20 protein-coding genes are annotated in these 22845 nt (G+C 33.7%); 9 read left to right on the forward strand and 11 right to left on the reverse strand.

The window, feature by feature from the left end; translation table 11 throughout:
- Positions 1 to 6: 6 nt before the first annotated feature.
- The 3 genes from LNP81_RS20195 to LNP81_RS20205 all read right to left on the reverse strand — a co-directional run bounded on the left by LNP81_RS20195 (position 7) and on the right by LNP81_RS20205 (position 2288).
- A complete protein-coding gene (locus LNP81_RS20195; protein ID WP_230038981.1) occupies positions 7 to 879 on the reverse strand; it encodes an AraC family transcriptional regulator in 873 nt (290 codons plus the stop codon).
- 176 nt (positions 880 to 1055) lie between these two features.
- Positions 1056 to 1598 carry a cysteine hydrolase family protein gene (locus LNP81_RS20200; RefSeq protein WP_230038982.1) on the reverse strand — a complete coding sequence of 181 codons (543 nt, stop codon included), beginning with the start codon at positions 1596 to 1598 and terminating at the stop codon, positions 1056 to 1058.
- Between the two features lie 285 nt (positions 1599 to 1883).
- A complete protein-coding gene (locus LNP81_RS20205) occupies positions 1884 to 2288 on the reverse strand; it encodes a winged helix-turn-helix transcriptional regulator (protein ID WP_230038984.1) in 405 nt (134 codons plus the stop codon).
- A gap of 116 nt (positions 2289 to 2404) precedes the next feature.
- Here LNP81_RS20205 and LNP81_RS20210 point away from each other — a divergent pair, with 116 nt between their 5' ends.
- Complete coding sequence (locus LNP81_RS20210) at positions 2405 to 3382, forward strand: NmrA/HSCARG family protein (protein WP_230038986.1); 978 nt, start codon at positions 2405 to 2407, stop codon at positions 3380 to 3382.
- Between the two features lie 227 nt (positions 3383 to 3609).
- Here LNP81_RS20210 and LNP81_RS20215 read toward each other — a convergent pair whose 3' ends face one another.
- Both LNP81_RS20215 and LNP81_RS20220 read right to left on the reverse strand, forming a co-directional pair.
- Entirely contained in the window at positions 3610 to 5361 is a 1752-nt protein-coding gene (locus LNP81_RS20215; protein ID WP_230038988.1) for an alkaline phosphatase D family protein, read from the reverse strand.
- A 335-nt stretch (positions 5362 to 5696) separates the two neighbouring features.
- On the reverse strand, positions 5697 to 6416 hold the full coding sequence (locus LNP81_RS20220; protein WP_230038990.1) for a hypothetical protein: 720 nt from the start codon (positions 6414 to 6416) through the stop codon (positions 5697 to 5699).
- 340 nt (positions 6417 to 6756) lie between these two features.
- Between LNP81_RS20220 and LNP81_RS20225 the strand changes: the two genes are divergently transcribed.
- Positions 6757 to 7113 carry a hypothetical protein gene (locus tag LNP81_RS20225; protein ID WP_230038992.1) on the forward strand — a complete coding sequence of 119 codons (357 nt, stop codon included), beginning with the start codon at positions 6757 to 6759 and terminating at the stop codon, positions 7111 to 7113.
- A gap of 23 nt (positions 7114 to 7136) precedes the next feature.
- Here LNP81_RS20225 and LNP81_RS20230 read toward each other — a convergent pair whose 3' ends face one another.
- The 4 genes from LNP81_RS20230 to LNP81_RS20245 all read right to left on the reverse strand — a co-directional run bounded on the left by LNP81_RS20230 (position 7137) and on the right by LNP81_RS20245 (position 13782).
- Positions 7137 to 7595: an RNA methyltransferase gene (locus tag LNP81_RS20230; protein ID WP_230040927.1), complete on the reverse strand. Its 459-nt coding sequence runs from the start codon at positions 7593 to 7595 to the stop codon at positions 7137 to 7139.
- A 228-nt stretch (positions 7596 to 7823) separates the two neighbouring features.
- Positions 7824 to 9827, reverse strand: coding sequence for a RagB/SusD family nutrient uptake outer membrane protein (locus tag LNP81_RS20235; protein ID WP_230038994.1), 2004 nt, complete (start codon positions 9825 to 9827; stop codon positions 7824 to 7826).
- A 13-nt stretch (positions 9828 to 9840) separates the two neighbouring features.
- The gene (locus LNP81_RS20240; RefSeq protein ID WP_230038995.1) at positions 9841 to 13227 is read right to left on the reverse strand and encodes a SusC/RagA family TonB-linked outer membrane protein; all 3387 of its coding nucleotides are present in this window, start codon (positions 13225 to 13227) and stop codon (positions 9841 to 9843) included.
- A 384-nt stretch (positions 13228 to 13611) separates the two neighbouring features.
- The gene (locus LNP81_RS20245) at positions 13612 to 13782 is read right to left on the reverse strand and encodes a hypothetical protein (protein ID WP_230038996.1); all 171 of its coding nucleotides are present in this window, start codon (positions 13780 to 13782) and stop codon (positions 13612 to 13614) included.
- 306 nt (positions 13783 to 14088) lie between these two features.
- Here LNP81_RS20245 and LNP81_RS20250 point away from each other — a divergent pair, with 306 nt between their 5' ends.
- From LNP81_RS20250 to LNP81_RS20280, 7 genes are all read left to right on the forward strand, one after another.
- Complete coding sequence (locus LNP81_RS20250; protein ID WP_230038997.1) at positions 14089 to 14328, forward strand: hypothetical protein; 240 nt, start codon at positions 14089 to 14091, stop codon at positions 14326 to 14328.
- A 77-nt stretch (positions 14329 to 14405) separates the two neighbouring features.
- Positions 14406 to 15215: a mechanosensitive ion channel family protein gene (locus LNP81_RS20255; protein WP_230038998.1), complete on the forward strand. Its 810-nt coding sequence runs from the start codon at positions 14406 to 14408 to the stop codon at positions 15213 to 15215.
- 530 nt (positions 15216 to 15745) lie between these two features.
- The gene (locus LNP81_RS20260; protein ID WP_230038999.1) at positions 15746 to 16423 is read left to right on the forward strand and encodes a DUF6134 family protein; all 678 of its coding nucleotides are present in this window, start codon (positions 15746 to 15748) and stop codon (positions 16421 to 16423) included.
- Positions 16424 to 16445: 22 nt separating this feature from the next.
- Positions 16446 to 17486 (forward strand): sterol desaturase family protein, encoded by a 1041-nt coding sequence (locus LNP81_RS20265; protein ID WP_230039000.1) that lies wholly within the window; start codon positions 16446 to 16448, stop codon positions 17484 to 17486.
- 472 nt (positions 17487 to 17958) lie between these two features.
- Positions 17959 to 18540 (forward strand): RNA polymerase sigma-70 factor, encoded by a 582-nt coding sequence (locus LNP81_RS20270; protein ID WP_230039001.1) that lies wholly within the window; start codon positions 17959 to 17961, stop codon positions 18538 to 18540.
- Positions 18537 to 19517 (forward strand): FecR family protein, encoded by a 981-nt coding sequence (locus tag LNP81_RS20275; RefSeq protein ID WP_230039003.1) that lies wholly within the window; start codon positions 18537 to 18539, stop codon positions 19515 to 19517. Before LNP81_RS20270 ends, LNP81_RS20275 begins: the two co-directional genes overlap by 4 nt.
- A 159-nt stretch (positions 19518 to 19676) precedes the next feature.
- Positions 19677 to 21293 (forward strand): carboxypeptidase-like regulatory domain-containing protein, encoded by a 1617-nt coding sequence (locus tag LNP81_RS20280; protein ID WP_230039004.1) that lies wholly within the window; start codon positions 19677 to 19679, stop codon positions 21291 to 21293.
- Positions 21294 to 21393: 100 nt separating this feature from the next.
- Here the strand turns inward: LNP81_RS20280 and LNP81_RS20285 are convergent, their stop codons facing one another.
- Both LNP81_RS20285 and LNP81_RS20290 read right to left on the reverse strand, forming a co-directional pair.
- Positions 21394 to 21846: a hypothetical protein gene (locus LNP81_RS20285; protein WP_230039005.1), complete on the reverse strand. Its 453-nt coding sequence runs from the start codon at positions 21844 to 21846 to the stop codon at positions 21394 to 21396.
- A 112-nt stretch (positions 21847 to 21958) separates the two neighbouring features.
- Positions 21959 to 22594 (reverse strand): hypothetical protein, encoded by a 636-nt coding sequence (locus LNP81_RS20290; RefSeq protein ID WP_230039006.1) that lies wholly within the window; start codon positions 22592 to 22594, stop codon positions 21959 to 21961.
- Positions 22595 to 22845: the final 251 nt, after the last annotated feature.

Consider the following 22845-nt stretch of genomic DNA (forward strand, 5'->3'; position numbering starts at 1 on the left):
AAAATGCTATGAAAAGATACCATTTTGGTAATCTGAGAGGAACTGACTGCTGGTTATTCCTGTCTGCGCTTTAAAAAATCGCATCAAATGTCCGGGTTCTGAAAAATGAAGATCATAGGCTATCTCAGCAATCGTCTTTCCGGAATGTATCAAATCATTTTTTATCTCGAAAAGCAGTCTCTGTTTTAAGAGTTCTGTCGCGGTCACATTAAACTGCTTTTTCACACAAGTATTAATGGTAATCCTGCTCACATTTAGTAAATCTGCATAATAGTCGATCCGCTGCTTCTGCCTGATGTGTATTTCCAACAACTGTTTAAACTGATAAGCAAAGTTATTTTCTGCCCTGTCGATCGAAAGATTATTTGCATCTGCATATATTCTGTTAAACTTCAAAAGCAGGTAGTAAGTAAGAGATCGTATGATATGGATACTGTCTGTTCTGCTGTTCACAAGTTCATTTTTGATTTCCATAAGCTGACCAAGTGCTTTTTGAAGTTCTTCCTTTTCAATACTAATATTTAAAGGATAATTCAATTGATAGAAATACAGAAGGCGGTACGTAAAGAACTTGTCTGAGAAGAAATCATTAAGAAAATTTTCCTGAAAAACCAGAACAGTATAATCCAACCCTTCTTTCTCCAAAGTCCATTGCCTTTTTTGAAAGGGAGAAATAAAAACAACTGTATTATCCGTTATCTCGATCTTCTGCTGATTTAAAATCAGAGATCCTGTGGCAGTCTTAAAAAGCAATATTTCAAAAAAATCAGTATTATAAGTATCGCGCTCCAAATACCTCTCGCTCAGTATATCGCCATGCAATACATTGAGAAGTACTTCAACACCACATTCTGTTTTATGAAATTTAACTGTTTTCATTTTTTTTTATTCATTAACGGTTTTAAATCCGTTTCATTTGCTTTCTTTAAGGTGTGACCAAATATTATAATTAAAGCAAATTTACAACTTCCTTTACAAATTACTTCAAACCAAAAAAATGAGCAGTAATAAATTACAGCTCATTTTATAAAATTAATTCCTTATTACCCTCTATTTTAAGATAGTAAATACTGTTCTGTAGTTATGATTTTTGCATAAAAGAATTCCAGTGCTGCCAAAAAAGCATTATGAACATCTGCCGCGTTGACCTCCTGACCATTTATTTGAAGATTCAGTGTAGCGCAGGCATCTCCAATTACGGTACATTCAAAACCAAAATCAACAGCAGCCCTTGTCCCCGCATCAATGCACATGTGAGTCATCATTCCCGCGATTACTAAATGTGTTATCTCTTTTGACTGAAGATATTGTAGTAAATCAGTTTCTCTAAAACTATTAGGAAATTGTTTCGTAATTACTTTCTCCCCTTCCATCGGTTTTACATTTTCATGAATTTCTACACCTTTTGTACCGGGAACAAAAATGGGAGCACCTTCTCCGGAGATATGCTGAACATGAATAATAGTCGCGTTTTCTTTTCTAAAATGCTCCAATAGTTTCTTGGCGTTTTCGCTTGCAGCAATAGGATTGACAAGTTCTAAAGCTCCGTTTTCAAAATATTCTTTCTGTATATCAATTAATAATAATGCCTTATTCATTTTACTTTAATTTTAAAATTTATATAAGACAAAATTAAAACTTAGAGTTGCGATACCAGATACCAAAGCATAACCAATAGATACCATTTTGATAAGTAAAGTTTTTTTTATTACTGGTCCTTTCAATTTAATATACCAACAAAAACAGATTGCATGATAAATGAAAACACATACAAGTCCTTATTTTAAAAATCTCTATTAAGAAGAAATTGAAGATAAATTAGCTTCTCTTTATCGCAAATTTTATGATTGTAAATTTATTTATTATCAAAATTATCGTTCTTTTTAATTTTGTGGCAAAATCGTCGCAGTAACAAGTTTTACATTGATAAATTCACCTTTTTGAACAGCAACGTGATTACCCCACTCTGTGATGGCATTGAGTAGAGGAATACAGGATCTTCCAAAATCCGTTAAACTATAAACAACTTTAACAGGAGGCTTTTTGCCGTGAACCGTTCTCGATATAAGGCCATCTTTTTCTAGTTGCTTTAATTGCAGGCTAAGAGTCATCTCTGTAACAGCAGGCATTTCTTTTCTCAACTCATTATATCTTTTATCTATATCTTTTAAATGATAAAGTATAACTGCTTTCCACTTTCCGCCAATCAGATCCATAGCTATACTGACAGTGCACGGAAACAGTTTACTATTCACCTTAATTAAATCACTTTTACATTCTAAATTCATAGCATTTGGTTTTTATAAGAGCTATCTAAATAGATAGTTATTGCAAATTTACTTAACTATAAATAATTTTGCTACTATAATTTTTATAGTTTAAAATTCACTTAAAAAAACATCATATGGTATCTGATCTCAAAGGACATAAATCAAGCTCTCAAGAAAATAAACCGCTTATCACTATCGTAGGTATTTTGGGCAAACAAGGAAGTAGTGTTGCGCAAACTCTTTTACAAAGTGGACGCTATCGGGTACGAGGCATTACAAGACGCATTGATTCTCCCGATACAGTCAGGCTGATTGATCAGGGCGTTGAACTTGTTAGTGTACCACTTAATGCTGGATATAAAAAAGATTTCGTTAAAGCATTTCAAGGCTCATATGGTGTTTTCATGCTAACACCCAATATTGCTCCCCCGCAAATACATGAGTTTGCATTAGGTAAAGAATTGGCAGATGCCGCTGTTGAAGCAGGAGTTCAACATATTATCTTTAGCAGTTTGGAAAATGTAGATAAAATTACGGCTGGCAAAAAGTTTGCTCCCCATTTTACAGACAAAGCCAGAGTTGAAGATTATATCCGTACACTGCCGGTCAAAAGCACATTCATATATATGGGATTCTTTTATACAAATTTCCTGGAATTTTACACTCCAATTGTAAAGGACGATATACTTGTCTTTCCTATATATCTCCCTAAGGACTTCCGAGCACCATTTGTTGATCCCACTACAGCCACGGGGCCGGCCGTTTTAGAAATTTTGTCATATCCGCTTAAATACTCAGGTAAATCCTTACCGGTTATTGGTGATATCATCTCACCCCAGGAAATACTAGATACCTTTGTTAAGGTTACGGGCAAGAAAGCCCAATATAGTTCGACATTCACACGGGAAGATTTTCTGGATCATTTCCCGGAATTTAGTTCAAATGAGACTTTAGTACGGGAGATTATCGGTATGTCAGAATATGCTGTTGAATATGGCTATTACCGACAAGACAGGAATTTGCTCTGGAGCAGACAAATAAATTCTAATACCCTTACCTGGGAAGATTTTTTGCGTAGTACAAATTGGCAAGGCGAAAAACAAATTTACTAAGCGCCAATATAAAAAACAATATTTGATTACATGGTTATTTTCATACAAATTCATTGTCAGAAGTGACCGGGTCATAAAACAGCTTAACTCTAAAAATCATAGCCTTAGTTTAAGAATATTCAAATCTTTAGAATAAAAAAACCGGAACAGGATTACCCCTGTTCCGATTTAATTCACTCATTTTTGACACTTTCGAAAAAACTACAATAAGTGCCAAATGAGATTTTCTATGCTATAGTATATTTTTTTTCTGTGACTGTATTTGTAGTTTCACTTGTTACACTATCTACAAATCGCCATTCAGCTTCAGAACCAGATGCTGTAAATTTAAGATATGTATATCCGCGTTTATATAAATTTGCATATTCTAAATCATCTATCAGTACTGTAAATGCTTGTGCTAATTCTATCGCTTTTGCAGGATCTGAGCTAATTCCAAGATAAGCTTCCAGCCCTGGTGATGAAACAGAACTGCAGGCTATTTCAGTACCTATAAATTTTCCCTGCATATCGGTAAGTTTACCCATCCAGGCATTATGTGTATCTCCGGCCAGCACTACAACATTTTTCCCGGAAAGCATGGCATACAATTGCTCTCTTTCGGCAAAATAACCATCCCAGGCATCCAAATTATAGGGCAAAGTTGTGGTAACTCTCGCAATTTCCTGAGCTGTTAATGAAGAATCATTTTGTTTATGTCTCATTTTAATAACAACAAGCGCAGAGATTGCACCAATAAGAGCTTGCATGGTCGCTGGCTGTGCACTTCCAAAATGATCTACTTCTGCTAAAACCTGATTCAAAAGCAGCAGCAGCTCTGCAGGAATCAGCATTTTTGTCATCAGGATCTGCTGGCCCAATACTTTCCATTTAGCAGTATCTGCACTGATTTGTGATCCCAGCCAGGTCATTTGTTCGCTTCCAATTAATTTTCTGCCGGGGCTTAACAAATCTGTTCTAAATTTTGTCTGGTCAAAATTTCCGCTATTATCAATATAATCAGCATAACTCATCTGCTTATCTCTGGCTATAAATCTGGTATCCATCATGTAAAGCGAAAGAATATTACCGAAATTAAAACTTCTGTAAATTCTAAGATCTTTTCCTGTTTTAAGTGGAATGTATTCGCTGTAGGCCTGAAAAGCTGCCATCTTTCTCATCTGAAAATCTCCTTCGGCGGGTTGATGATTTTCTGCACCGGATTTATAAGTATCGTTAGCAAACTCATGGTCATCCCAGACACATATAAAAGGTTTTTTCTGATGAAGAAGCTGAAGATTTTTATCTCCTCTATATTGCCTGTATCTTTCTCTGTAATCGCTGAGGTTTAGAATCTCTCTGGCTGGTTTATGCTCTCTGCCCAGTGCGTTGGTAAATGGATTTGTTCCGTATTGTCCCGGCGCATATTCGTAAATATAATCTCCAAGATGAACCACTACATCTGCATCTGAAGAAGCAATTGCACCATACACATTAAAAAGTCCTGCCGGAAAATTAGAACAGGAAACAACCGCCATTTTTACCTCATTTACACTATCTGTTTTAGACGGCAGTGTGCGTGTTTCTCCGGTAACAGTTACTTGTTTGGTTTTGGTATTATAAAATCTATAATAATATTTTGTATTTGAAGTGATGTTCTGAACATCTACCGCTATTGTAAAATCATTTGTAGAAGATGCTGCGGCCTGCCCTTTTCTTGTTACTTCAGAAAATGCGGCGTCCTTACTTAACTCCCAGGTAATTTCAGCATCTGAACCTGCTGAATATCTTGTCCAGATAATCACTCCTGTTTCAGTCGGGTCAAAACTGGCTACTCCTGTCTCAAACCCTTCATTTTTCATTCCGTCCGGTGCACCGCTGTTATCAGTTTTGTCATCGTCACTGCAGCTTTCAATAAGTGGGGCGATAAAAACTCCTCCAGCGACCAATAATGAATTTCTAAGAAACCTTCTTCTGCTTAAATCATTGTTATTTTCCATAAAAAAATTTTTATATCAAAAAAACAATGTAATATTCAAATTCAAGTTATGGCACTTTTAATATTAATGTACTTTAATATTAACAATCCATTTACTATAATAAATTATTGATTTATTTAATATATCTAAAATGGAACTTGTACTTTTTTTATAATATCAAAGCCTGTCTATTTTCAAACTAATCAGAAATAATTCTATTATTCACTAGTTTCAAAACAAGTATTAATAGGTCGCTTTTACATTTTCAATTAAATTAAAGCCAATCTTTAATTTAATACAAAAGTTAAGATTTTCCTTTTCCTTTTCCTATTTTTCTTGTGTAAATATTCTAGTATTTAAAACAATATCGAAAAGCCCTTAGTATATTTTGTAAACAAATCGATTGCAATCAAGATCATCATAAGCAAAATAAAAATTAATATATAGGTAATTATTTGGGCTTTTTTATTGAACTCAAAAGTGACGGGATTTATAAAATAATCAGCATACACAGCCTGAGAAATTTTTATATTAGGAGAAAATAAAGTAACACCCTGCAGAAAATGTCCTATTAGATAATATTTGTTTTTCGGGATATAACTAAGTCCATTCTCAGCTTTAGAAAAATGAATGGGAATTTGTTTACCTTCTTTAAAACCAAAAATATAGCCTGGAGAATATTTTGTTCCAATTTTTCTATCGATATCACTTCCATAAGCTTCTGTGCTGCTTTCAAGCTGCTTGTATAGGATGCTGTGTACTATGCCATCGTATTGATGATAATGTATACCGTGCAGATCTATAGAAATGAGAATAATTTTTTTAGTTTCCTGACGTTTAAAATCCTTATAAAGAGCCCAAATAATCCAAAGAAGTATGGGAAAATATATTAGGTCGAAGATCATCTCGCCAGTTGATAAGCGGCTATTATGCTCCAGCTGCATACTTAAAGGAAGTGCTATAAATAAACAAAGCATTGCGATACACAAAAGTCCAAACAGTAGGTACACAAAAATAGTGGCAGTTAAATTACGTTCAGAAGTTATTTTAGGAAAATTTTCTTTGCTATAAATCATTAACTAATTATTATTAAAACATCATTCAAATCAGGCATCTCTATTTTTTTTCAAATTTATTCTACTTAATAAAACCAATAAATTTTATAGTGGTAAATCCAAAAGCTTAAATCTTAAATCAGCTGAGTTGCCATACAAATTTAATAAAATTTGGAACTTTTAGAAATTGAATTATTTTTATCAAAGCAATAATTAAGTACTTATGTATTGTGGAAAATGAATTTCTAGTTGTTTCGAATGTGCCACTATCCAACTTTAGAATATAATAAACCCGTTATTATCTATGAAATATATTTTATAAATTTGCTTCGACTACTAAAATTTCTGCATTAGAAAATAAATGAATATACAAGATTTAATTGGAGATTATTCCGTTTCCGGAAGCAATCAGGACGAGAGTAATCAGGTAACTTACAAAGGTATTTTGAGTTTGTCTCTCGATGAGAATAACCGAATTATTGCACAATGGCTTATTAACAACACACAACAGCAAAAAGGTTATGGCTTTTTTAAAGACAATATTTTAGTCATTAATTTTAGCTATAAAGGAGATGAAAACAAAACCTACAAAGGCGTTGCTGTTTATAAGTGCATTACTAAAGATGTACTCGAAGGTTTTTGGTCTGAAAAACATGGAGATCCGCTCTATTTAGGAACGGAACATTGTTTACGAATGAAAAGTAAAAACCTAAACTAGACAATGTTTTTTTTAAATTTATTTTAAGAACGTGGTTTAGCCAAATTTCTATCGTACATAATAATAGTTCCTGCCACGGCTACATTTAAACTTTTTTCTGATTTAAATTTTACTAAATGATGGCATTTATCCATTACTTTTCTCGATAAGCCATGATCTTCTGCTCCTAATAAATAAACACAACGTCTTGGGTGTTCAAAAGTTTCTAAATCAGATGCTTTATCATCTAATTCAACACCAACTAATCGCGCTCCTTTTGGTAAGTTTTCGAAAAAAGCTTCAAAAGTATCATAATGAAAATAAGGAATTGCTTTTACAGCATCGTGGGTATCGCTGGCTTGTTTGGCATATCGATTACCAATGGTAAATATAAATGTAGCTCCCAGGTTTTGAGCAGATCGCCACAAAACACCTAAATTTTCAGGCGTTTTACCATTTTGTATTCCTATACCAAAATATTCATTTATAAAATTATCATTCATAACGGCAAAAGTACAAACTGTAACTACATAAGTCAATTTTTTATTAAAAGGAAAAGTAGATTCAGTGTTGTTGTCTTTTACATTTTCTAATAATAATAATAATAAGATATCAAGCAAGAAAACAGGTTTCATATAAAAATAAAAAAAGACGCTAATCCTAAAATTAACGCCTTTTGTTTTTATTATTCTTTAGTAATGTATGACTTATAAACTTCCTTCATTGCTGAATTAGTTTTTACTTTCATCTTCAACCGCATCCTGCCATTTATCCCATACTTTAACACCTGCATTATATCCGTCATAACCATAGTTCTGGCTCAACTGTCCTTTAATATTAGGCTCTATAGCAAGTCTAAATGGAATTGGCCAGTAATTATTACGTTTGTCCATAGAATAAAACTTTACACCTGGCTTAATAGAAATACCCGCTGGATATTTGTTATAAAGAGTATAATGTACAATACGCTGGTACCAATAACTTCCGCCTGTTGCATCTGTTCCTGATTGTTTATCCCAATTATCTTTACTGTAAGTCTGCCCCCATTCGTCTGGTTTTCCGCTAAGAGCCAAACAGTGCGAAATACGTTTTAACTCTACATTTCTCCATTCTTCCAGATAAAGTTCTCTTCCTCTTTCTGCACAAATATCTCCAATAGTTACCGTGGTATACATTTGCGAAGCTTTTGCTCTTGCTCTTACAACATTCACATCCTGAGCTGCTCCGGAAGTATTACCTTGATAAAAACGGGCTTCTGCACGTAATAAATAGGTTTCGGCTAAACGGTATATGTACAAGTGTGCGCTAGCTCCTGCTGTAGCTCCCTGAAAATCATTTGCTGCCGGATTAGCTTCGGCCACAACATCATGAAAAAAGATTTTATAATGCGGGAAATCATACCAATCACGAATAGAATCTTGCGCTAACAATTTTCCTGATGCATCTTTCATTCTAAAATTTTGCCCAGCCCATGTTGCGCTACCCCCTGCTCCGGGAGCGTATTTAAGATCTTCCATATTCACCCAGTTTCCTACTGTGCTGTTGTGTCTAAGATCCTGCTTGTCTTCAATATGATTTACAACCCACATAGGATGTTGTGAATAATAAGAACCGCTAATAGTACCAATACCACGACCTATTGCTCTTTGATAATCATATTTTGCATTATAATTCGTTTTATCAGTCAATGGAAAACGCGGTGCTGCTGTTTTACCATCAGGAGTAATTAAATTAGCATCATTCCAGTTAGGTCCAAAAATTCTCATCGATGAAAATGCTAAAAATGATTGTGCTCCTCCATTTGGTGCCACCAATATCGCTTCAGTATTTGCAGAAATCACTTTGTTCTCCGGTCTGTGCAAATCCCAGATTACATTTCTGGTAATAGGCCATGCCGCAGGATTTCCTCCCGGATCAAAAATTCCTAAAGTATTTTGTACCAAAGAATAACCTGATTGATTAATCAAAATATTGGCTTGTGCTTCTGCATCAGCAAATCTTCCGGATGCTAAATAACATTTAATTAGTAACTGACGACATGCGCCTTTGCTAATCATACCTACATATCCTATTTTTGATTGTTCCGGCACAAATTGTACAGCTTTCTCCATATCTGCTGTAATCATTTCGATGATCGCTTCTTTTTTAGTAGAATAATAACTCTGCTTAGGAACCGACAAGATTTTGGTAATCAAAGGAATGTCTCCAAATTGATAAACCAGATTAAGATAACGGTATGATCTGTGAAAATAAGCCTGCCCGATATATTTATTTTTAACTTCTTCAGATAAAGTTGTCACATTACCAATAAACGATAATACGGTATTTGCATTTTTAATACCTGTGTAAGCTTCAGTCCATAGAAACCCAAGGTAAAGCGCTTCACCACCTGCATCTCTTCGAAAATCCCCGGTAGGAACAATTGTATTTGCGTAATCAGCAATATTACTGCCTGTATCCGTTTTTCCATATTGTGCCATATCAGAAAAAAGATATTCTGAGGCAATAGGCACACTAACACCAGAATAACCAAAATGAATATAATTATTACGCAGCTGTTTATCGCACAATGCTAAGGTTGCCTGTAACCCGGCTTCGGTATTAAATGTAGCTTCAGGTTCATAAAAAGAAAGCGGATCTGCATCGAGAAAATCTTTTGAACAAGAGCCAGACAAGGTTGCCAATACAATAAAAGGCAACATTCTTGTAATTTTATTTTTTATATATCTTTTCATTGTTGAGTAATTATTAAAGTTGGAAATTAAAACCTAAATTGAATTGTCTTGTGGCCAATCCTCCTGTTTCCGGATCTCCAAAGTATTTCCATTCTTTAGAAGCAGACCATGTTGCTACGTTTTGAACTGAAGCATAAATTTTTATACTTTTAATATGTACACGATCTAAAAGATCTCTGGGAAGTGTATAGGCTAGCGAAATGTTGTCCAGACGAATAAAGCTGCGATCATACAATTTTCCTGGTGCAACCGGAGTTCCGGCTGGTCCTTTAGCATCAAGACGTGCCCAATCATTTGTTGGGTTGTCAAGTGTCCAATACGGATTTACATATGGATTAAAGTTGAATTTATATAAACTGGCATCGTTGAAAGTGTTCATATAATTTGAATTAAGTGACTTACCTCCCACATTTGAATACATGCTGATTGCCAAATCCCAATTTTTATAAATCTTAAAATCATTACGAAGCGACCACTGTACAGGAGAATTTGAATTTCCTAAAAACTCCTTATCTTTTTCATTATAAACTGCTTTTTTATAAGTAACACCGTCTGGTCCTACTGCATCTACATCGTCTGCTGTATAGCTGTTTGCAACTTTTGGATCTCCAGGACGCTGCCCATATTTTTGAGCTTCTTTCCACTCATCTTTTTGCCAGATTCCAGTTACTCTATAATCCCAAATTTGAGTGATCGGTCTGCCAATAAACCATCCATTCGCAGAATCATTACCTTCTTTTTTTCCTACAACATTGCCATCTGCATCCTTAACATCGACCATATTGCCATATAATGAAACAATTTTATTTTCGTTATACGATATTCCAAATGTAGTACGCCATTCAAAATTTGGATGTTTTATGTTAAGACTGTTGATGCTCAATTCCATACCTTGGTTTTGAACCTCTCCAAGATTCGTTGCAATTGCAGAAAATCCAGTAAAACCAGGCAGAGACTGACTCATAATCATATCGTGAGTAGAGGCTCTGTAAAAATCTAAAGTAGCAGTTATACGATCCTGTAAAAAACCTAAGTCAAGACCTATATTTGTAGATGTTGTTTTTTCCCATGCCAAATTTGGATTTGCCATACGATCAAGCGATAAATACTTAATTTCAAGAGCTTTTCCTGAAGGATCTAAATACCCCATTGTTCCGGTATTTACTAAGTTTGCCAAAGAAATGTAAGGGTCTGCAAGCGACCTGTTTCCATTTTTACCCCAGGACATACGTAATTTACCTGTGCTCATTGCATCCCAATTAAACCAGTTTTCGTTTTTAAAGGTCCATGCAACTCCAAAAGATGGGAAAACTGCATAAGGATTTGAAGCTCCAAATGCCGAATATCCATCACGACGAACAGTCGCTGTAAGCATATAACGATTATCATACGAATAAAAAAGTCGTGCCATTAATCCATCTGCTGTTTCATGCGTGTCGTTTGATCTAATCGCACTGTTTGCCATTGTTGCCGTATTTACAAGATGAAATCCTAAAGCATCTGAAGGCTGAATATTATAGGCATCCATTCCATCTGACCAATAACGACGTTCTTCAGCTTCCTGAACAAAAGTTGCTACGATATGATGTTTTTCAGCAATTGTATAATCCCATGTTAATGTATTATTCAGGTTATAATCAAATCTTGTAGAGCTATTTCTATTTGCTCCAGTGGTAGCTGCAGGCCAGTTTGGATTTTGTGTTGATCTGAAATAACGATCATGATAAAATTGATAACGAGGCGCAATGTTAAATGAATACGTTATTCCAAAAGGAAGCGTGACCTTTGCATTAAAAATAGTATTCAATGTCGTGTATCCTGTTTCTTTTTCAATAAATTGACGTTCGTAGTAATAATTATAATTCTGCCCGGAAACATTTTTCCCCATTGGCTGTCTTTCATAATTGCCATTTGCATCTCTAAAGGTTCCAAATGGGCTGGTTCTCATCATATTATTATCCCCGGCGTTTGTACCTAAAGAGGGCGTAATATCTCCATCCGATCGATCCTGAAAATTAACATTTAATCCAAGATCAAGCCAGTCTGTAACTTTAGCATCAACTTTCATATTCGAACGAGCCGACTTATAATCATTTCCTACAATGGCTCCTTCTGAAGTTAAATAACCAAAAGACATATAATAATTGACTCTGTCACTTGCTCCGGAAATACTCAAATTATTATCATGATTAATCCCGGTTCTAAAAGAACTATTGCTCCAATCGTGTGTTTTATCTGCCAGGAAATTTGCCATTAGCGAAGGATCAAAATTCAATCCTAAACGTGCTCCCCATACTTCCTTTGAACTTTTTCCGTTTGTTTGCAGAGGTGGCTGATAAGCTAACCATTGAGCTTCAGTAATACCCCATTTACCTAAATCATTAGGACTTGAGAAATACCCTGGCTTACCAGCAGCAACTGCACCTGATATCCATGCTTCGTATTGCCCGGTTGTTGTATTGGCACCATAAGTTTGAGCCGTTTCCCAATCTTCACGATACTTTAAATATCCCTCTGGAGAATACACACCACGATAGGCGCTCTTATTACTAATTGTTGTATTTGTAGTAAAACTAACCATAGGTTTACCTGTTTTACCTTTTTTGGTCGAAATAAGAATAACTCCTGCTGCTGCTCTCGATCCATATACAGATGCTGCCGATGCATCTTTTAAAATATCAAGCTGGGCAATATCATCAGGATTGATTTCTGAAAGTTCACCATAAAACTGCATTCCGTCTAAAATAATAAGCGGTGAATTATGAGGTCCTCCTGTTTTTTGATCTGTACCTGTGTATACAGAAGTTTGCCCACGAATTTGGATATTTCCTCCTCCTTTTGCAGATGGGTCATAACCTACTCTTACACCCGGCGTTCCTCTTAATATATCCTGAACGGTCTGAGGATTTTGGTTGGCTAATTTATCTGGTGTAACCTGAACAATTGCTCCTGTTAAATCCTTTTTCTTCATTTTACCATAACCTACTACAACTACCTCCTCTAACGAAGTGGTCGCCTTTTGCATTTTTACAGTAATAGAAGTTTGTCCCTTTAAAGCAACTTCTCTATTTGAATAGCCCAGAAAAGACACTACTAATATTGCATTTTCGTTCTCTACTTTTAAAGTAAATTTTCCGTCAAAATCTGTTAAAGTAGCATTTTTACTTCCTTTTTCTAAAATGGTTACTCCCGGCAGCGGCATACCGTTTTCATCATTTACCTGTCCTTTAATGTTTTTTTGCTGTTGTACATTTTGCATCGCTGTTGTACTCGTAGTGCTAATAGCGTATCCATGAATTTGAGATAAAGAAAATAATACACAGAATATCATCATTTTCTTTTTCAAATAGAATCCGGATAAACCTTCAGGACTTTTTTTAATCCTAATAAAATTTGTCATTTTGGCTTGGTGATTTTGGTTATTTAAAAAGTTAGTTTGTTAAATCACATTGATAGCGGTTAAAAATCAATTCGTGATTTGCCCTGCAAAATTGGATAATAATGATTTTTATAAGGAGTAATAAAATACGTTTTTGGGGATAAAAAAATCTTGATTGTATATTTTACAGGCTTTTTGTCTTAAAAAAATGACATTATCAAAAAAAATGTCAGTAAAAAATATTGAATAAGTAAATACTAATAAATCAATGGAATCAGTAAATCATTCCAACTTAGTTTTAAAACAAAAAAAAGCGGTTGCTTTTACAACCGCTTAATGAGATTAAGAATGTCTCTTTATATAATTCTAAATAAATAATAATAATAAACGAACTGCTATTCTGTTTTATTGATCTGCTGATATTAATTGTGATTCCATAAATTTTCCAGTAACAATAGTTCCTTCTTCATCCTTCCATTGCGTAATTATGTTTTCTATAAATTCCGGCTCAAATCCGATAACTATCATGACCTGATTGCCAAATTCCTGCTGAACATTCTGACCTTTCTTAAACATAGCTTTAGTTTTTAATTCTATAATAATTTCTTGTCTCATTTTATAAAACCAAATTAAAACAATCTATAAACACACTCTTTATATCATTATGTAATTTCTTTTATAATATCACATGTTTTATAATTTCAGGATCATTAAATAATTTTCTATTCATTTTTAAACAACTGATAATTAAACAACTATTAACTAAAATTATGTAAATATATCAGTAACCATATTTTTAATTTTGGATTCACTTTTAATCTTATCTGTTTTATTGAAAGTTAAAAATGTCAACTAAAAAATTTAACCCCTAAATAAACTGCCATGATAACAACTAATTACGGAAATTTCGATCAAAACGAGCGTTTTTCTATCAATACAGAAACTAATGTGGGATATCAATGTAATCAAAATAGTCAGGGATATATGACAGTGAGAGAACAGCTTTTGAACTGGGGCGAAGATCCAAAATATCCTGATACTCCTTTATCCAATACAGATCATCTGGGACAAAATTTTAATGAAGGTTTTGAACAAGAGAATGCTGAAGGAAATACTATCTAGAAAAAATAAAAAAAAGAATTTACTCTAAAGCTCAAAATATTTGGGCTTTTATTTTTTAAATTATAATTATTACTGGTATGGAAGAATTTTTCACCGACATTCTCAAACATGTTGAAGGATACTACTATAGTCTTGTTGACATTACCCCAAAAATTTTACTGGCCATACTTGTGGTTCTTATTTCATGGCTTATCGCTGCAAGAGTGAAAGTTTTTGCAGACCGAAGATTAAAAACAAAAATGCATGATCCTCTTTTGGCAACTTTTATTGCCAATCTTATAAAAGCACTGCTTATTGTAATAGGTTTGCTTTTTATGTTTCGTGTCATTGGCCTTAACGGAGTAGCACAAAGTGTTCTCGCCGGAGCTGGTATATCGGCATTTGTAATTGGATTTGCTTTAAAAGATATAGGCGAAAATTTTCTGGCAGGTATTTTATTGGCTTTCAAAAGACCGTTTTCTGTTGGTGATATTATCGAAAGCAACGGCGTAAAAGGAAAAGTTGTCGCCCTGAACCTGCGTGATACACAAATAAAAAGTGACAGCAAAAACATTTATATTCCCAACGCATTATTAATAAAAAATACGCTTGTAAATTTTAACAGCGAAGGATATTTGCTCCAAGATTTTACAATTGGTCTCGAATATGGTTCTGATTACAGAAAAGCAATTGAAATCATTACCGAAGTCATGAAAGAAGATACTGCCGTAATCGACAAAGGATACTCTAATTCTGCCGTAGTTTCTGGCATTACAGGAAGTACAATACAAATCAATATACGCTATTGGGTAAAAACCGACCGAACCGTTACAGATGGCAAACATCGCTCTGAAGTTGTCATAAAAGTCGCAGAAGCCCTGCAACAAAACGGTTTTACAATTAAATAATAAGTCTTTATTTCGAAAGATCATCTGCTATTTTCAATCCTGGCTCATACATTGCCAGTGTTGAATATCATCTTTTTATATTCACTCTCTTTTCGTTTCCCGACATAGTAAATCAAAGCATTATTGTCTTAGCATTTTAAGTAACATTACCTGTTTTATTAAATTGGTTTTTAATAAAATTCGGGAATAATTCTGTTATCTCACCAATACCTATAATCCTAAAAAAAATAAAAGTATTAAGAATATCTGATATTTTATTTTCATTTTTTTCATTGGTTTAGAAAACTATCATTAAAAAAATCATCATTAAAACTAAAAACATAAATCCCTAACAAACAATATATTAAAATTCAGAATCAGCTTTAAACTTAGTTTTTTTCTCTTCAATTTTTACTTTTTTAGATATTCATTGAAGGCTTTTTTGCTCTTTTAATAAAAAAATATCAAAAGTGACGTAGGGGTAAATTGTCTTTTAGTTGTGTTACTACTATAGCAACACAATTAATTAACTCTTAACCTCCAATTGCCTTATGATATGTACTATCACTACCGCACTATTATTTTGGTTATTAAAAAAAGATACCAATCCCCTATTTAAAAGCTTCAGTTTTCAGGCGATAAAAAGCAAAATTCAATTTGTTCCAATTTTTTTATTCTTCGCACTTACTTCTCAGGCGCAGAAGAAAACAGTCAATTATAATGTGCTCCGTAACGGCAGTATCATTGGCCAGATGCAATTTTATCAAAAAACGAATAATGACGATGTGTTTTTGAAAATTTCTTCTGAAGTAAAAACCCGGTTTATTTTTGGAATTAATGTAAAAACAGAAGAGGGTTCTCATTTTAAAAATGGAAAACTAATGTCTTCTTATGTAAAGCGTCACGTAAACGGAAAAGAAAAAGCCAATAAAACGACTCAGTTCGTCAACTCCAATTATAAAACTTTATCCGAAAATAAAAAGGGGCAAATCAAAGAACAATATATCGATTACAATTTCATGCTGCTTTACAGCAAAGAACCTGTAGGCGAAGATCAGGTCTATTCTGATAGTTTTCAGCAATTTTTATCCATCAAAAAAATCGACAATCACTCCTACCGAATCGTATTGCCTGACGGAGATTACAACGACTATCATTTCTTAAATGGTATCTGTCAAAAAGTAGAGCTTCATCATACACTCTTTACAATCAACATTCAAATCTCATAATTCAATCTAAAAATCAATCATCATGTTTGCAATCATTTCAAGTTTATTTATAAAGTTATCCTTCTTTGGTGCCATGCCCATTGAAATAGAAAAAATTCACGAAGTCGAAAAAAGTGCTCCCAACTTAATTGTTTATGCCTTGCCGGTGGTGCTGTTTTTTACCATATTAGAATTTGTTGTTTTTTATTTCCTGGAACGAAAAGAATACGACAAAAAAGAAACCCTGGGATCTGTACTAATTGGTTTTGGGAATCTTACCGTTAATTTACTCATGAAAACGGGTTTGCTTTACGCCGTAGTAGGGATTTACAATATATTGCCTTATCGCATGGAGTTTAATTGGTGGAGCTTAATCCCGTGTTTTATATTGTATGATTTTAGTTCTTACTGGACACACCGTATTTCTCATTATTGCCGTTTTTTCTGGGCAACCCATGTAGTTCATCATTCTGCTGATCATTATAATCTTACGGTAAGTTTCAGGCAAAGTTGGTTTCAGTATGCTAAAATTGTATTTTTTGTTCCGTTGATTTTTGCTGGTTTTCATCCTGCCATATTTTTTATTGCAAATCAGCTGAGTGTATTGTATCAGTTTTGGGTGCATACAGAAGCTATTGGAAAGCTGCATCCTTTTATCGAAAAACATTTTGGAACTCCTTCTAATCATCGTGTACATCACGGAAGCCAGGAAAAATATCTCGACAAAAACTTTGGGGCAACCTTTATGATTTGGGATCACTTATTTGACTCCTTTCAGTACGAAGAAGAAAAACCGCGTTATGGTATTACCAGCGCGCTTAAAAGCAAACTCAATCCTTTATATCTCAATATTCATGAATTTCAGGATATTATTACCGATGTAAAAAAGGCAAATGGTTTTCAAAAAAAGATGTATTACATTTTTGCCAGTCCTGATGCTATTGCCAAAAAGAAATTAAATAAAGAAGAGATTCAACCTATTAAATTATCCGTATCATGTGAAGAAATCAAGAAAAACACCGACAATTTCAACAACAACTTTTCGAATATTTTAGCCGAAAAGATAATGGTGCAGAGACCATAGACCCCAAAATAATTAATGCTGAAGAAACTGATAAAGGATTATCTTTTACTTATTTCTCAGATCATAGCTGTATTGTTCACTCCTATGAATTTGGTCTGAATTCTGATCTTGATAGTGATACCTCTATAGATGGTTTTATTCAGTTAATCACCAATCATAACAGGATTCATCATCAGCCCAATCAATCTTACAATTAATAATAATAATAATAATAAAACTTGGATTTTACTCATTTAAACACATAGAAACATAGCTTTTATTCAATTTAAAAAAGGTGTTGCACTTATTTAAAATACACATAGTCTCTATGTGACGAAATGGGTTTCTTTTTGTCTCCTTTTCGGTACAACAAATCTATGTTTCTATGTCTTTTATAAATTAGGCTACAGAAAATGAAAAATGAAGTAATTAAACTGATTAGTTATTAAATATAAAAAGTATATATCTTTGATTTCAATGTCAAATCGCATAAATGGAATATAGCAACAGCGACCATATCAATTTTATCCGGAACGGAAATGAAGCTGCTTTTGAAAAGATTTTTAAAATGTATTTTAAAAACCTTCATGCTTTCGCTTATACTTTTATGAAGGATACTGACATTGCTGAGGAAATTGTTCAAAATGTATTTTTTCGTATTTGGGAAAAAAAAGATCAATTACAAATTGATGATTCTTTGAAGGCTTATCTCTACAGATCAGTTCATAACGAGAGTCTGAATCACATAAAACACTTAAAAGTAAAAAACTCTTTTCAACTACAATATTCAGATCATATGGAATCGTCAGATCCGGATGCATCAAGTAATATGATGGCATCTGAGCTTGAAAACGACATTCAAAAAGCAATTAATGAACTGCCGCAGCAATGCCGTACAATTTTTCAAATGAGTCGTTTTGAGCAGCTTAAATATCAGCAAATAGCCGATCAATTGAATATTTCGATCAAAACTGTAGAAAACCAAATGGGTAAAGCCCTTAGGGTATTGCGAACTAAACTGGTAGAATATCTTCCTTTCTTGTTATTCTTATATTATTTAATCCGAAGATCATGAGCCAAAACAATATGAATATGAACGATGATTTGCTGGTGAAATATCTGGCTGGCGAAACTGATGCAAACGAAAGTGCAACAGTAGAGAATTGGCTTAAAGCCGATAAAAATAACTTAACGTACTACAATGGTTTCAAGAAAATATGGGACGATAGCCTTTTGATCGCTTCCGAAAATAATGTTGATGAAAATGCTGCCTGGAAACGACTGCAAAATCGCATGCATGAAAAAGACGTTCCTGTGCTTCCTCTAAAAAAATCATCCCAAAATTGGTTGCGCATTGTTGCCTCTATCCTGCTCATTAGTACTTTGGGATGGCTTGGTTATTCTTATTTTGAAAATAAATCAGCGAACACTTTAATTCAGATACATGCAACAAACACTACTCTAAATGATACTTTGCCGGATGGCACGACGGTTACTTTAAACAAAAACTCTTCTTTGTCATATACCCGCAAGTTTAAAGGTGACAAACGACCTGTTACTTTACAAGGCGAAGCTTTTTTTTATGTTTCTCCTGATAAAACAAAACCTTTTATTATTACTGTTAATGATGTAACGGTACAAGTAGTAGGAACTTCTTTTAATGTAAAAAACAAAAACGGAAAAACTACAGTTGATGTCGAAACCGGAATTGTAAAAGTAAGTAAGAACAATGATCAGGTCGAACTAAAACATGGCGAGAAAGTAATTATTGCAGACCTACAACTTAAGTTGCTAAAAAGCATTAGCAAAGGCCAATTGTACAATTATTACCGTAATAAAGAACTTGTTTGTGACCAGACGCCACTACAGGAATTAGTTGAGGCGCTCAATGAAATATACAATGTAAATATCACGATTAAAAATCCTGTATTGCAGGAAAAACCAATAACAACAGTATTTAAAGATCAATCATTAGATCAGATTTTAGAAGTAATCCAGGAAACATTTATGATTAAAATGGAACGTAACGGTAACCAAATTCTATTAGAGTAATTCCTTTTTTATATGCAGATAAATTTTAGGTTTACTTTGGTATGTATTTTATTTATACTTTTTTCAGGCACATTTTTTAGTGCTCATGCTCAATCTATATTAGCCACTGAAATATCGATCCAGGCAGATAAAAAACCGTTAGGCAATATTTTGGATCTAATGGAGAAAAAAGGAAGTTTTAGATTTGCTTATTACAGTAAATTAGTCTCAAAAGACAGTCTCGTTAGTATTCATGCTGATCAATCTACCGTAAAGGAAGTTTTAGATCAGTTACTAAACAATCATTATGAGTACAAAGAATCAACGGGTTTTGTGATCCTTCGTTATGCTCCTTTAGAACTCTCACTTGAGTTAGAAAAAAACAATATCGTTGGTGAATATTATGTTGTAAGCGGTTATATCGTAGACACTAAAACCAACAAACGTGTGGAGAATGCCAGCGTTTATGAAAAAAATGCGCTGCAATCTACTTTAACAAATAAAGAAGGTTACTTTGAACTTAAACTTAAAAATGTACAACAAACCATTGAGCTAACGGTTACAAAAGAAAAATACAAAAGCATCACGATGATGTTGCTCTCTGAAATAAAAATCCAAATGGGTTCAAGGCAAACAAAATCTCATTATGATGCGGGTGATTACACGCAAATTGAACGAACGGGAATTGGCCGTTTCTTTATTTCATCAAAACAAAAAATACAATCCCTTAATCTTGGCGGCCTTATTAGCCAGGCTCCCGTACAGGCTTCTTTGATACCGAGTCTTAGTACAAGAGGTATGATGAATTCTCAAATTTCAAGTAGCTTCTCTTTAAATGTATTGGGAGGATATACCGGCGGCGTTCGCGGACTTGAAATTGCCGGATTGTATAATATCACCAGAATGAATGTCGAAGCTTTGCAAATGGCAGGTATATTCAACACTGTGGGAGGATCTGTAAATGGAGTCCAGCTTGCCGGAATCTACAATAATGTGTTTGGTGATCTTAAAGGATTGCAGATGAGCGGTATTCACAATAGCGTAAAAGGCTCGCAAATTGGTTTACAAATCACCGGAATTTACAACAATGTACAGCAAGATTCTAAAGGAATTCAAATAGCTGGTATTCATAATACTGTGAATGGCTCTCAGAACGGATTACAGATATCAGGTATTTATAATATTGGAAACCAAAAGGTTCGCGGCCTGCAAATCGCCGGACTTTTTAATTATGCCAAAGAATTGAAGGGAATTCAGTTTGGATTAGTGAATGTTACGGGTTCGCCATCTGGTTATAGTCTTGGTTTATTGAACTTTAAAAAGGATGGTTATCAAAAATTCACTATTACGCGTAATGAAATTTCAGATATCAATTTTTCTATAAAAACTGGAGATAATAAACTCTACACTATTTTGATGGCAGGAAGAAGCGAACGAAGAAACGAAGAAAAACTAACTTCTTTCGGAATTGGGTTAGGAAAAAATATTCGGTTAGGAAACCGCCTTGCCTACAATCCTGAAATTAGTGCGCAATATCTTTATTTAGGAAATTGTGATTACTATAACTTTTTGTACAAATTCGATTCTGCATTTACATTTCGTCTGTTCAAAGGTGTAGCCATATCCGGAGGCCCTTCTTTTAATATTTATTCGTCTCAATTAAGAGATAAAAATGCCCCTGACACCAACACTTCTACTTTTGTTCAGAATCGAACAGAACGTTATAATGTAATAAAAGACAATGGTAAAGGAATAACCGGATGGGTTGGCTGGAGTTTTGGACTAACTTTATTTTAATATTCAAATTAAGACAATTAAAAAATTCAGAAGAACTTTCTGTAAATAAAAAAAAACAACCCGTAAAGGTTGTTTTTTTTATTTTGACTAAGTATCATTATTACATCTCATTAAGTTCATTGAACTCATGTAAAGATTTTAGTGTGTTTTCATAAAATAAAATTGCTGCAACAAGATTTCCCTTGTCAGAGTAAGGCATCATTTTTCTTTGAAACTCTACTGTTGTATCTAAGAAAGTTGTTGTTCCTACTGCCTGAGATTCTAGTATTTTTTTATGAACTGCATCGTCCGGAATACCTAAATCTGCCATTGTAACTCCTGGTTTAGTAACCAAAGCGATGTAAGGAAGGGTTTTTACTAAAACTTTAATACGTTCTATGTACAATTCTAAAAGTTCCCCTTTTTGCATACCGCTCAATTCTTTTTGATCGTGGTATTTACGGATCAAAGCTGTTGTACTGATAATGCTTCTTGGTGCATTCTTTGCTTGTGCTGAAATAGCTCCCGTTGTCAGGAAAAAAAGCGCACATAGTAAAATAATCTTGCTCTTCATTTTAATTTGTAATTGGTTGTTGGTAAAAACAAAAATATATAAATTAACTTAAATTACAACTTATTGCTTTCTTTTTTTTAATATAACAACTAATTTTAAGGTGTTTTTAAGGTTATGACTTAATTATCCTAAAACGCCCGGGATATTTTATCCATATACTTTTTTTGTTGCCGTAATAATCCATAAAATCTTCGCAAACAAAAACGGCATGTGCTGTTGACCATGCTACTACCCCGCAATATTCACTTCCGGATTGTCGCTTTAGCTTTTGTATTTGTTTGCCTATTTTAAATCCTAAATACTTATAAATTGTTGGTGTATAAACTGCTCCATCTTCCAGATCTTCCAAAGCTCTCTCAAAGGTGGCTTCTTTGTCAATAATTTGCTTGTATTTTGCCATCACCGCGTAGGTCAGGATTGCATATTCTGTTATTTTTTCGCTTTCGCAATTATCTTTAATAAATATAAAACCTGCAGATATTCTCGCTCTGTTTAGTTCCTCCGCCTTCAGATTAAATGATTCATTATTTTTTAATGTTATTTTATATAGATTGTCATTTAATTTTTCTTTTACAAAAAGGCTGTCTAATCCATAAACATTCAAAGAAGCTTTTATAAAAGCTATCGATGAACAATTGGTGCGTTCTCCTTGTTTAAAGCTTTCGAATATTTTATCTGAACTCAGTTGCGAGTAAGAATTAGAACAAACAAACATTAAAAGTAAAAATATTGAACTAACAGATTTCATTGTCTTTAGAATTTTATAATTGTTTACCCAACTATTTTTAAAATATCATAGGTTTTACAAATCTATAAAAATCCAGTTATAATTGTTTTTTTAGTTCTTAACTTTTTATCAAAAAATGTAAAAGCTCATACTCCGCCTCAAATGAATCCTGTTTTATCATCGGCACAACTGCAAATATTCAGGATAAAAAAGGAAACAACTTAATAACGTTCAAAAGAAACTGAACCGGATTATTTTACCACAGCGAGATA

This window comes from Flavobacterium piscisymbiosum, assembly GCF_020905295.1.
GTDB lineage: Bacteria > Bacteroidota > Bacteroidia > Flavobacteriales > Flavobacteriaceae > Flavobacterium > Flavobacterium piscisymbiosum.